This is a genomic window from Flammeovirga sp. EKP202, from assembly GCF_014534745.1.
Lineage (GTDB): Bacteria > Bacteroidota > Bacteroidia > Cytophagales > Flammeovirgaceae > Flammeovirga.
This window is the reverse complement of sequence record NZ_JACVVP010000019.1, coordinates 67,040-79,497: the sequence shown is the minus strand read 5'-3', so window position 1 is coordinate 79,497 and position 12,458 is coordinate 67,040. Positions and strand designations below refer to the sequence as shown.

Sequence of the window (12,458 nt, the reverse complement as noted above, 5' to 3'; positions counted from 1 at the left end):
TCAAATCAGTATAAGAACATAAATCAAAAAGATATCAACAGCAGTGTTGGTATTTAAAAATTTTCGCTCAAAATAACTATCTACTATGAAATTTAAATTGAAGGTACTGTTTGTATTCTTTTGTTTTTTCAGCTTAAACCAATGGAGTTATTCACAAACCACACAAGACTTAAATCTTTCGAAAGGAAAATTGGCAGTTGGTGGATATGATGTTGTGAGTTACTTCGATACAAAAGCGGTTGAAGGTGAAAAAGAATTCACAGCGGAATACAAAGGTGCTGAATATCGATTTATTTCACAGAAGCATGTTGATAAGTTTTTAGCTAATCCGGAAAAGTACCTTCCTGCCTATGGTGGTTGGTGTGCTTATGCCATGGCAGACAAAGGAGAGAAAGTAGATGTCAACTACGAAACCTTCGTTGTTCAGAATGGCAGGCTGATGCTTTTTTACAATAAGTTCTTTTCGAATACCAAAGAGTATTGGCATGAGGAAGGACCTGATAAATTGGAAAAGAAAGCAGATGCCAATTGGAATAAACTTGTCAATTAACATAAAAAGAGTAATCCTAAATATATGGGATTACTCTTTTTTATTTTCTATCACCACATACTAAATTATCGTCAACTTTCACTCGGCATTTCTACAAGCTTTGAAGGTTCTACTTTCAAGCTTCCTTCTTCTTCATTTTTCCATTGATGAAAAACGAAGCAAAAAATCTAGGCTTAGAAGTCAAAAGCTAAATTTCATTCCACTCGCCTAAATGATTTTAAACTCGCTTTGCTCAAACAAGAAAATCATTTTTAACGGCTCATTTCATGAAATTCTTAACGCCTTTCCCTTCAATGCCGGGGGAAGTACTACCAAACTAAAATGGTAGGAAGCTCAATGGCGCGAATGTTAAGCGTTAGCGTCATTCGTGTCCTTCAGATTATCAGAAATCTCTTGATTTCTAAACAATATAAATAACGAAAACTTAGTTTATTTACCAGCCCAATATATAAGCAAACATCAAAGGAGCAACGATACTCGCATCTGATTCTACAATGAATTTTGGGGATTTGGTATCGAGCTTACCCCAAGTGATTTTTTCATTTGGAACGGCACCCGAATAAGAACCATAAGAAGTGGTGGAATCTGAGATCTGACAGAAATAACTCCAGAATGGTGTATCTGTTCTTTCCAAATCTTGATAAAGCATTGGTACTACGCAGATAGGGAAATCACCGGCAATACCACCGCCAATTTGATAAAAACCAATTCCTAAATCTGTTGCGTTTTCAGTGTACCAATCCGCCAAGAAAGTCATGTATTCAATTCCTGATTTCATGGTGGAAGTTTTCAATTCACCCTTAATACAATAAGAGGCGAAAATATTACCGAGTGTTGAGTCTTCCCAGCCTGGAACTACAATAGGTAAGTTCTTTTTGGCAGCTGCCAGCATCCAGCTATTTTTAGGGTCAATTTCATAATACTGCTCCAAAACACCTGAAAGCAGCAATTTATAAAGGAATTCATGTGGGAAATAACGCTCTCCTTTATCTTCCGCCTCTTTCCATATTTGGAAAATATGTTCTTGTATTCTTCTAAACGCCTCTTCTTCAGGAATACAAGTATCCGTCACCCTGTTCAAACCTCTCTCTAGTAAATTCCACTCCTCCTCAGGAGTAAGATCTCTGTAATTGGGCACTCTTTCATAATGATTGTGTGCTACAAGGTTCATCACATCTTCCTCTAAATTGGCACCTGTACAAGAAATGATCTGCACTTTATCCTGTCGGATCATTTCAGCAAAAGATCGACCGAGTTCGGCAGTTGACATGGCTCCAGCGAGAGAAACTAGCATTTTTTTCCCTTCACTGATATGTTTAACATAGGCTTTAGAAGCATCGATTAAAGTAGCGGCATTGAAATGCTTGTAGTGGGCAAGCATGAATTCGGTTACTGGTCCTTTATTTCCCATTGAATTTAAATTTATAGCTTAACAATTTATAGTAGAGTTTGGCGGCCAAGAAATCAGGACCTTTGAGGCCTTTGATTGGAGCCAATTCAACGATATCAAAACCCACCACATTTTTTTGCTCAAAAACTTTTCTTAAATATTGAATGGTAGGGTTCCAAAGTAAACCTCCTGGTTCAGGAGTACCGGTAGAGGGCATAATCGAGGGATCAAACGCATCAAGATCAATTGTGATAAAAACATCATCAGTCATCTGATCTATAGACTTTTGCATCCAATCTGACTTGCCGTAAATCTCTTCTGCGAAATATGTTTTCTCTTTATTAAGGTATTTCATTTCTGAAATGTCCATACTTCTGATGCCCACTTGAATCAAATTTGTATTCAGACTAGCATCATAAACAGCACACGCATGATTATAAGGCGTACCCAAATAGGAGGGACGTAGATCTGTATGAGCATCTAATTGTAATACCGTCAGATTGTCAAACTTTTCATAGAAAGCCTTTATAATTCCAATACTGATAGAATGCTCACCGCCGAAGAAAGTCAAAAACTTATCCGTCTTTAAAAGCTCTGTTGTACTTTCATAGATGGCCTTGAAGACTGCTTCTGGAGTGCTTTTTTCAGTGATGGGATCAAGAATATGAACACCTTCATGATAGACTTCGGAGTCCGTTTCTATGTCATAAAGTTCCATATTTTCTAATGCATCAAGAAAAGGAGCAAAGGATTTGTCCGCTCCTTTTCCCCATGTGCTTGTACCGTCATAAGGAATGGATTGCAACCATACTTTTGCCGTGTCTTTTTGGCAAAATTCATCTTCTAAACCTGCAAAATTTGGCATAGCTATTCTGTTTCGTTTGTTCCTTTATACCCTAATAAATGGAACATGTCTTCCACAGATTGTTCGTTTCTATAGACATAATCCACAATATTTCCTTTCTCATCTCTGTCAATAATCACATGTTTTGGTGAAGGGATAAGGCAGTGTTTGATTCCTCCATAACCAGAAATGGCATCTTGGTAGGCACCCGTATGGAAGAAGCCTAAGTAAAGCGGTTCTTCATCTTCCTCACTGTATTCAGGCAAGAGCACTTCTTGATTTAAGTCTTCTGAATTATAATAATCTGAATGATCACAAGAAATGCCCCCAATAATGACCTTCCTGTATCGATTTTGCCATTTGTTGATTGGAAGAAGGATAAACTTTTCATGAATAGACCAGGCATCTGGGATCGTATTCATCAAACTGTTGTTGACGATGTACCAGCACTCTGTATCATTTTGATGTTTCTGGTCAAGGACTTGAAAAATAATAGCACCACTTTCGCCTACAGTAAATTTTCCAAACTCAGTAAATAAATGTGGGTCATCGATTTTGTGTTCTGAACAAGTTTCCTTGATGGTAGAGACGATATTATTGATGATATCATCATAGTTATATTCAAAACCTAAGTTGTTTCGGATAGGTAAACCACCGCCGATATTAAAGGAATCTAAAGATTCAGAAACCTCTTTGAGTTTGACATACGTAAACAATGCATTCTGAAATTCTCTCCAATAATAGAGGGTGTCCTTCACACCGGAATCCACAAAGAAGTGCATCATTTTCAGCTCCACATTGTCTAATGGATTGATTTCATTCTTGACAAATTCAACAATCTCACTACTTGGAATACCTAGTCGAGATGTATTATAAGGAGAACCCGGCTCGCCGTTGATGGCAATTCGAACGCCTATATTATAGACATGATCTGATTCCTGTACAAAATGTAATAATCGTTTGAGCTCATTTTTTCCATCTAAAATGATGGTGATATTAGAAAATCCAGATTCTTGAAGTTCAATGATTTTTTTAAGGTAATTATCAGTCTTGTAGCCGTTGCAAAGGATTTTTCTTTCCTTGTCTACTTTTCCTTCAGCATGTAAACTTTGGATCAGGTTGATATCAAATGTGGAGGAAGTTTCAAGGTTTACATTGAATTTCAGCGCTTCAGAAACTACATGTGAGAAGTGATTACACTTGGTCACATAACAGTAATTGTAACTTCCATTGTACCCGTGCCTTTTTCTGGCTCTATTAAACAAGTTCCGAGCTTTCTTAATTTGTTCTCCGATTTTTGGTAAATAAAAAAAACGGAAAGGAGTGCCATACTTGTCTATCAAGTGTTTTAGGCTGATTCCGTGAAAAGCTAAAGAATCTTGCTTCAGATCAAAACCTTCTTGTGGGAAATAATAGGTCTGATCGATCAAGTCAAAGTACTTATTTTTCATCCAGTAATTAGAAAATAGTTAGTTAAATATTATTTGAGCATGTTGTAATGTTCATTTCATAATATACTGAATTTTAACATGTTTAAGAGCGATTTGTTTTAGATTGAGAAGAAAAAAGTTTTTATGACAAGGAAATATTTTTAGAAAAACCCGATGGAGAAACTCCTTTGATTTTTTTGAAAGTACGATTAAACTGACTGATACTGTCAAACCCTACCTCATAGGCAATTTGACTTTTAGAAAGCCTTGTATTTTTCAGAAGGTGACAAGCTTGCTCAATCCTAAATTGATGAAGGTAAGTTATAAAACTGATGCCTTTCGCTTGTTTGAACCATCTGCAGAATGAGGTTTTCGTCATATTGACTTTTGTAGATAAAGTGTCCAATTCAATTTGCTGTTGATAGTTTTCAAAAATAAATCGATGAATAATGTCTAGCCTTTCATTCCCAACAATTTGTTGCGTACTGTTTTTCATCATAGGAATGAGTTTCCCCTTTTTTTGACTTAAGTGATGAAGTAAATCCAGTAAGATTAAAAATTGAGGAGTGTTGTTTTGAGTAGTGAAAAGCGAAATAGAAAGTTGCTTCAAAGATGTTTCAACGGATGTGAAATTAAGTCCGCTTCCCGATTGTTGAAATGGTTTAAAAATGCTTTTCAATTCTGGAATTTGCATTAATCTTTCTTGATCGATCTGAATCACATACGCCTCCACTTCTTCTACTTCTTTAGAAGAAACCCACTGATGCGGTACATTGGGGGATACCCAAATAAAATCTCCCTCTTCAAAAGTACTTACATCATCTCCTACAAATCGTAAACCCCTTCCTTTTGTAATATAGGTGAGTTCCACTTCCGGATGATAATGCCAATACGCCGTGAAGGCTTTTTGCTCCACTTTAAAAATTCTAAAGGTGGAGGAAGACTGTTCTGTATATTCTCTTTTCGCTTTGATGTTTGATTATATTTCCCTTGAAATTTACTGAATTATAATATAGTGACAATATATGCATAGCATTTGAAAAAATATACAAAGTTTGATGCGGTTTTGTACCTTACTTTTGAGTATTGATTCACCATAAGATGTACAAAATGAAGAACTTATACCTACTACTTCCCATTCTAGTATTTCTTTTAAACGCATGTAATGAAATGAAAAAAGCGAATTCACCTATTAAAGCGGTTCAGTTTGGAGATATTCAGCCGGAAGGTTGGATCAAAGAACAGATGAAATATGACCTCAAAGAAGGTTTTGTGGGACACTTGGATGAACTTGTTCCTGACTTGATCATTGAAGATGATATTTATGGAAAGGATCGATTAACCAAAAAAGTAAAATCAAAAGACGTAGGGGCTGTCAACTCAGAAGGTGAGTGGAATGTGCAGTTTTTATGGTGGAATTCAGAAACCCAATCCAATTGGTGGGACGGTTATATCAGAAATGCTTTGCTGACAGGTGACAAAGAAGCGATTGCTAAAGTAGTAAAGTATGTCAATGAGAAACTAGCTACACAAGACCCTGATGGATATATAGGTGTTTATGCAGATGATTTACGCTATGATCATACCACCGAAAATGGAGAATTATGGGCACAAGCTTCATTATTCAGAGGATTGTTGGCTTATTATGAAGCAACGGATGATCAAAAAGTGTTAGAAGCGGTGGTCAAAGCCGTTGAGGTGACAATGGAAGCTTACCCAATTGAGCAATCGACTCCTTTTAAAACGGTAAAGCCATTTGCAGGAGTAGGTCATGGATTGACATTTACGGATGTTTGTGATCAACTGTATGATATTACTGGAGAACAGAAATATTTAGATTTTGCAAAATTCTTATTGGATGATTATAACCTTCATCAAATGGCAGAAGAGGATATTTTACTAAAAAATCTGGCAGATAAAAATTATAAATTTAAAGGTCACGGGGTGCATACTTACGAACATCTAAGAAGCTTGACTTTAGCGGCCTACACATCGGGTGATCCAAAATACAAAGAAGGTTTACAGCATTATTTAGAGAAGCTAAAAGATGTAGTCAGTGTAAGTGGAGGGCCGATTGGCGATGAATGGATTTTCGGCAGACATGCTGATGCAGATAGCACAGGTTATGAATATTGCTCATTGCAGGAATTACTAGACAGTTACGCCGTGTTGAATAAATTTGATCATAACAGTGCATGGGGTGATAAAATAGAGTGGTTGCTGTTCAATGCGGCGCAAGGGGCAAGACATCCGCATCATTCTTCCATCGCTTATTGTAAAAGTGATAACTCGTATTCGATGTGCGGTCATATCAATGATCATGAATGTAAAGAATCAAAAGAAAATCGGTTTAAATATTCTCCAGTTCATAAAGATATAGCGGTTTGTTGTGCTCCAAATGCCGGAAGAATCTATCCTTATTTTATTCAAAATATGTGGCAGACGGATGGTAATACCTTGTATTTGGATTTATACGGTCCATCAAATTTCACCTCCATTGTCAATGGAAAGAAAGTGAAAGTACAGCAAGTCACTAACTATCCTGCTTCAAATCAAGTGGAGTTGAAAGTTGCAGGAAATACTGCTTTTGATTTAGCATTAAGAGTACCGCAGTGGGCTGAAAAATTTGAAATCAATGGAAAAGAATTTTCAGCCAATAATAAGGGATATGTGATTGTACCAAGTGATGTTGATAAATCTTCGATAACTATTAAAATGGGCTTTTCACCTGAAATCCATCAAGAGTCACAAGGAGAATATGTTTCTTATGGCCCATTATTATTTGCATTACCTTTGGAAGGGACGGCAGAAGATGTGAAAGTATGGAAAGGTGATTTCAAAGATCAAAAATATGCTTACACTCAAGATGAGAAATCAACTTATACATTAGAAACCAACTCACTGATCAAAGTCCATCATTTAAAAGGTAATAATCCTTTTGAAAGTGTGGCTTTGGAAGTGGATTTCAAAAATACAAAAGGAGAAAAAGTAACTTCAACGATGAAGCCTTTAGGGGCAACCGTATTAAGAAAATCAGTATTTTAGAATTGAAATGAATAGAGAGAGCATGTTTGGCATTTTATCAAGCATGCTCAACATATAACTACGAAATAAGAAATGAAAAATAGTACGATCCTTATCATCACTCTTTCATTGAGTACACTGCTATTTTCTTGTCAGGAAAAGAAAGTGGAAGAGAAAACAAAACGACCCAATATCATTTATATTATGTCTGATGATCATGCCTACCAAGCCATCAGTGCATACGATACTTCTTTAATTCAGACGCCGAATATTGACCGACTGGCGCATGAAGGAATGCGTTTTGATCAAGCCTACGTTTCCAATTCCATTTGTTCACCAAGTAGAGCTGTTACTTTGACGGGGAAAATGAGTCATCTGAATTCCGTGAAAGACAATTTGGATGTTTTTGATTCTACCCAAACTACTTATCCAAAAATTCTTCAAAAAGCAGGGTATGAAACCGCCATTGTTGGAAAGTGGCATTTAAAATCTAAACCTACTGGTTTTGACTATTGGGAAGTGTTACCGGATCAAGGAGATTATTATCAGCCGGATTTCAGAACTCCAACCGGAATGATTACTGAAAAAGGCTATGTAACAGATATTATCACGGATAAAGCCATTGATTATTTAGAGAAAAGAAAAGACAATGAAGAGCCATTTATGTTGATGGTACACCACAAGGCACCTCACCGGGAGTGGATGGTGGCCATGGAACATCTTCAAACTTTCAAAGATCAGAAGATAAAACAGCCTGCTACTTTATTTGATGATTATAAAGGAAGAGGAAAAGCATCTAAAGAGGCAGAAATGAGAATCTCTGACCACATGGGATTGACCAATGACACTAAAGTGGTGCCGGAAATTCGAGACGCCAAAGGTTTTAAACCTTTTATGGGATGGTATGATTTTGCGTATTCCAAAAATTTGAAAAGATTGAATGCAGAAGAAAAGGCAAAATGGGAGGAAGTGTATGGTCCTATCAATGAAGATTTCAAAAATAGTAATCTCAAAGGAGATGAGTTGACTGCGTGGAAATACCAACGTTATATGGAAGATTATTTAGGAACGTTGGTGAGTGTAGATGAAAATGTGGGCCGTTTACTGGATTATTTGGATCAAGCAGGGTTAGCCGAAAACACAATTGTAGTTTATACTTCAGATCAAGGTTTTTATTTAGGAGAACACGGTTGGTTTGATAAGCGATTTATGTACGAACAATCCTTCAGAACACCTTTGATGGTAAGATGGCCAGGACATATTAAAGCAGGATCAGTCAATAAAGATTTAGTACAGAATATTGATTACGCTCCTAGTTTCTTAGAAGTGGCGGGCGTAGAGGTTCCAAATGATATGCAAGGTGCATCTTTAATCCCATTAATGGAGGAGCAAAAGTCAACAGATTGGAGAGATGCGTTGTATTATCATTATTATGAATATCCGGGTATTCATGGCGTAAAACGTCATTATGGCATCAAAACAAAACGTTATAAATTAATCCATTTCTATTATGATATAGATGAGTGGGAATTGTATGATTTAGAAAAAGATCCTGATGAAATGCAAAATGTTTACGATGATCCTTCTTACGCTGAGGTAAAAGCAAATTTACATTTGAAACTTAAAGAGCTAAGAAAACAATATGGAGACTCTGATCAATTAACGCAAGAGATGTTGAAAGCAGATTTGAAACGCTTGGAGGAATTAGGGTTGAATTAAAAATGAATAGGTTATTCCATTAAAATGGGATGACCTATTTTTTTACTCAAGCTAATAATTTAGCGGTTTCTATTAATCCTCTATTGTTCATTAAGACTAATAATTCATCTCTGGTATAAGGTGGATTTTTATACATTTTGAGTTGCTGTTGAAAGGCGATATGAAGTAACTCTTTATCGATGAATTGACTGATAAATTGGTCTGGATGTATGGCTGTAATATGCCATTTTTCTAATTCATCGGTGGGGAAATCTTTTATATTATAGGTAATAATGAAGCGTGATTTACTTTCTATAGCACATGCCACAACATGTCTATCATCTAAATCTCGTGACATTTTTATTTCATTAATTTTCGCATGTATTATTGTGGATGGAATACAAGATTCTGGAAAAATAGCATTCATTCTTTGAGCAACTTTCTGATATTTTTGTTGATTCTCATTTCTCTTTAAAGCTAAGTTTCTAGTCCACTCATCTTGAATTATTTCAGACCAAAAGGCATCTATTGCATCATTGTTATGTAGGCAAAGAAATAAATCTCTCAGTAATACGGGATATAAAATATTGGCATCTAAGACACAATTGATCATTACAATTCCATATTTAGGTCTTCGGATAAGTCAGCTAAACCTTCTAAACTTTTTGATCTCTTTTCTCTTTTCAACATATAATTTTTGATGTCTTGCTCATAGTACATTCTGCGATTACCATTTTTCGAAAATGGAATTTTACCGTTCTCAGAAAGTTTGATTAAAGTAGGGCGAGACATTCCTAATAAATCAGCCGCCTGTTGAGAAGTGATTAGAACTGATGGCTTTTCAGCCAATGTATCCGACATAATAATCGCAGTGATGGATTCAATTTTCTCTTGATCTTCTATGATCATCTTTGTGCCGTTGATGATGACTTCAATCTGTTGTATTTTATGGATGTTATCGTTTATCATAATATTTACCTTTGTATTTCAAATATACGAATTATTTGAAATATTCGAAAATTATAGTATTTAAAAAAATCCCATTGAAAAAGCATTTCAATGGGATTTTTGTCTTCGTCAAATAACGACTTATAGATTATTTTCAACAAACTCTGTCATTTGTTGGTATAAGTGAAGTCTTGTATTTCCGCCGTAGATACCATGGTTTCTATTTGGGTAGAAGAACTCACTGAATTGTTTTCCAGCTTGAATTAAAGCATTTGACAAGTCGAATGAGTTTTGAACGTGAACGTTATCATCACCCGTACCGTGGATCAAGAAGAACTTACCTTTTAGTTTGTTCACATGCTGAATCGGAGAGTTGTCATCGTATCCAGAAGGGTTCAACTGAGGTGTTTTCAAGAAACGCTCTGTGTAGATGGTGTCGTAGTATCTCCAAGTGGTAACAGGTGCCACGGCGATAGCCATTTTGAATTGGTTTGCACCTGTAAATAAACATAGTGATGACATGTAACCACCAAAACTCCAACCCCAGATACCAATTCTATCAGCATCTATATAACTTTGTTTTCCTAACCACTTTGCTGTTTGGATTTGGTCAATGGCTTCCAATTTACCCAATTGAGCGTAAGTAGCGTGCTTGAAATCTCTACCTCTAGAACCTGTACCACGAGGGTCAACCACTGCAACAATATATCCTTTTTGAGTCAACATTTGATGCCAAGCGAAGTTGCCACCGCCCCATGCATTTGCCACTTGATTAGATCCAGGACCTGAGTATTGGAACATTAAAACAGGATATTCCTTATTGGCATCAAAATCGGCTGGCTTCAGCATATAACCGAAAAGTTCTACGTCGTCTTCAGTAGTGAAAGTAAAGTGCTCTTTCTTGACAAAGCCATAGCTATCAATCAACTTTTTGAAATCAGCATTATCTTCCAATACTTTCACTAATTGATTTTTCTTTGTTTTGAATAAAGAAGTAGTAGATACTTCTTCTGAATTACTATGCTTTGCAATATAGTAGCTGAAGTCATTACTCATATTGACATGAGTCTGACCACTTTTTGCTGATAATTGTACTTTCTTCTTGCCGTAAATATCAATAGAATAGAAGTCTCTGTCCAAAGGTGCTACTTCGTTAGAGATGTAATATAATATTGCTTTTTTACTGTTTTCATCAATGCCTACTAACTCGCTTACTTCCCAATCACCAGAAGTAATCTGACGAACTTGCTCACCATTTACATTATATAAATAAATGTGCTTATAACCACTCATTTCAGAAGTATAGATGAAGTGTTTTCCGTCTTTCAAATAAGTAAGGTTGTCACAGTAATCAATGTCTACATATGTTTTGCTATCTTCTGTCAAAATCACTTTGCTTTCACCCGTTGTAGCATTAGCGTGTAAGATTTCTAATTTGTTTTGAAGACGGTTCATTCTGATAATAGACACCGTGTTAGCATCAGTAGTCCATTTCACTCTTGGGATGTAAATATCAGTTGCTGTACCGATATCTAATTTCGTATGCTTATTACCATTTTCAAGGTCTACAACAGCGACAGCAACTACTGAATTTTTCTCACCTGCCTTAGGGTATTTGAATCTGTAATCGTTAGGGTAAAGTCCGCCCCAAAGTTGCATGTTGTATTCAGGAACCTCTGTTTCATTAAAAATTTGATATGCAATTTTTCGGCTGTCAGGTGACCAGAAAAATGCTTTTGCAAATGAGAATTCTTCCTCATACACCCAGTCTGCAGAACCGTTGATGATATGATTGAATTTGCCATCAGTAGTCAATTGTGTCTCTTTCATATCCGAAAGATTCACGACAAAAAGGTTGTTCTCTCTTACAAATGCTACTTTTTTACCGTCAGGAGAAAATGTAGCATACGATTGTTTTCCTGCAGTTGATAGTTTTGTTACTACTTTTGTTTCAAAGTTGTATACAAAATATTCTGCTTTATAAGAACGGCGATAGATTGATTCTTTTTCAGTCATCAATAAGATTTGACTCTCATCTGCTGAAAATGAATAGCCACCAATGTTGATTTGAGGAGTTAATGCACTTCCGTCAAGAATAGTTTCTACTTCTTTTCCGGTAGTTACATCATTTTTAATGATTTTGTTGTCTTTCAACTTTGTATAGAACTGCCCTGCTTTCATCCAGCGAACAGCATTGACTGATTTTGGGTAAAACTTATAGTCTCTCCAAATGTCTTCAAGTGTTATTTGTTTGTTCTGTGCATGTGCTGATAGAAAAAGCACACATAGTAATCCGATTAATAATGATAATCGTTTTTTCATATTATAAAGATTGTTGATGGAAGTAAAAATTAGATAATTATTAATGCTTGAGTTGAGCTAAGTATTAATACAAAATTATTTTTGGCTAGTACTTAGGAGTATGTTTGTTTCCTCTGTTTTAGGTTTCCAACATGCTCTCAATAAAATTATCAGCCTAAATATATAGAAAGTAAGCGATTGGTAAAAAATCAAGGCATAAAAAAATCTTACAACGCTTAATTACATTGTAAGATTTTTAGTTCATGCTGTTCG

General features: G+C 35.9%; 10 protein-coding genes. 3 read left to right on the top strand and 7 right to left on the bottom strand.

The window, feature by feature from the left end:
- Positions 1 to 85: 85 nt before the first annotated feature.
- On the top strand, positions 86 to 550 hold the full coding sequence (locus IC221_RS13405) for a YHS domain-containing (seleno)protein (RefSeq protein ID WP_044202263.1): 465 nt from the start codon (positions 86 to 88) through the stop codon (positions 548 to 550).
- Positions 551 to 983: 433 nt separating this feature from the next.
- On the opposite strand, the gene IC221_RS13400 is transcribed toward IC221_RS13405, so the two are convergent.
- The 4 genes from IC221_RS13400 to IC221_RS29905 all read right to left on the bottom strand — a co-directional run bounded on the left by IC221_RS13400 (position 984) and on the right by IC221_RS29905 (position 5,130).
- Complete coding sequence (locus tag IC221_RS13400; protein WP_188169457.1) at positions 984 to 1,961, bottom strand: deoxyhypusine synthase family protein; 978 nt, start codon at positions 1,959 to 1,961, stop codon at positions 984 to 986.
- Positions 1,951 to 2,805, bottom strand: coding sequence for an agmatinase (gene speB / locus IC221_RS13395; protein WP_188169456.1), 855 nt, complete (start codon positions 2,803 to 2,805; stop codon positions 1,951 to 1,953). The genes IC221_RS13400 and speB overlap by 11 nt, the downstream gene beginning before the upstream one ends.
- A 2-nt stretch (positions 2,806 to 2,807) precedes the next feature.
- Positions 2,808 to 4,235, bottom strand: coding sequence for an arginine decarboxylase (locus IC221_RS13390; RefSeq protein WP_188169455.1), 1,428 nt, complete (start codon positions 4,233 to 4,235; stop codon positions 2,808 to 2,810).
- 121 nt (positions 4,236 to 4,356) lie between these two features.
- A complete protein-coding gene (locus IC221_RS29905; RefSeq protein ID WP_188169454.1) occupies positions 4,357 to 5,130 on the bottom strand; it encodes a helix-turn-helix domain-containing protein in 774 nt (257 codons plus the stop codon).
- 254 nt (positions 5,131 to 5,384) lie between these two features.
- Between IC221_RS29905 and IC221_RS13380 the strand changes: the two genes are divergently transcribed.
- Together IC221_RS13380 and IC221_RS13375 are read left to right on the top strand one after the other, a co-directional pair.
- Positions 5,385 to 7,259, top strand: a complete 1,875-nt coding sequence (locus tag IC221_RS13380) for a beta-L-arabinofuranosidase domain-containing protein (protein WP_188169453.1) — start codon at positions 5,385 to 5,387, stop codon at positions 7,257 to 7,259.
- A gap of 72 nt (positions 7,260 to 7,331) precedes the next feature.
- Complete coding sequence (locus IC221_RS13375; RefSeq protein WP_188169452.1) at positions 7,332 to 8,957, top strand: sulfatase; 1,626 nt, start codon at positions 7,332 to 7,334, stop codon at positions 8,955 to 8,957.
- Positions 8,958 to 9,003: 46 nt separating this feature from the next.
- Here the strand turns inward: IC221_RS13375 and IC221_RS13370 are convergent, their stop codons facing one another.
- The 3 genes from IC221_RS13370 to IC221_RS13360 all read right to left on the bottom strand — a co-directional run bounded on the left by IC221_RS13370 (position 9,004) and on the right by IC221_RS13360 (position 12,206).
- The gene (locus IC221_RS13370) at positions 9,004 to 9,549 is read right to left on the bottom strand and encodes a PIN domain-containing protein (protein WP_188169451.1); all 546 of its coding nucleotides are present in this window, start codon (positions 9,547 to 9,549) and stop codon (positions 9,004 to 9,006) included.
- The gene (locus IC221_RS13365) at positions 9,549 to 9,905 is read right to left on the bottom strand and encodes a helix-turn-helix domain-containing protein (protein ID WP_188169450.1); all 357 of its coding nucleotides are present in this window, start codon (positions 9,903 to 9,905) and stop codon (positions 9,549 to 9,551) included. The genes IC221_RS13370 and IC221_RS13365 overlap by 1 nt, the downstream gene beginning before the upstream one ends.
- Before the next feature lie 120 nt (positions 9,906 to 10,025).
- The gene (locus IC221_RS13360; RefSeq protein WP_188169449.1) at positions 10,026 to 12,206 is read right to left on the bottom strand and encodes a S9 family peptidase; all 2,181 of its coding nucleotides are present in this window, start codon (positions 12,204 to 12,206) and stop codon (positions 10,026 to 10,028) included.
- Positions 12,207 to 12,458 lie beyond the last annotated feature (252 nt).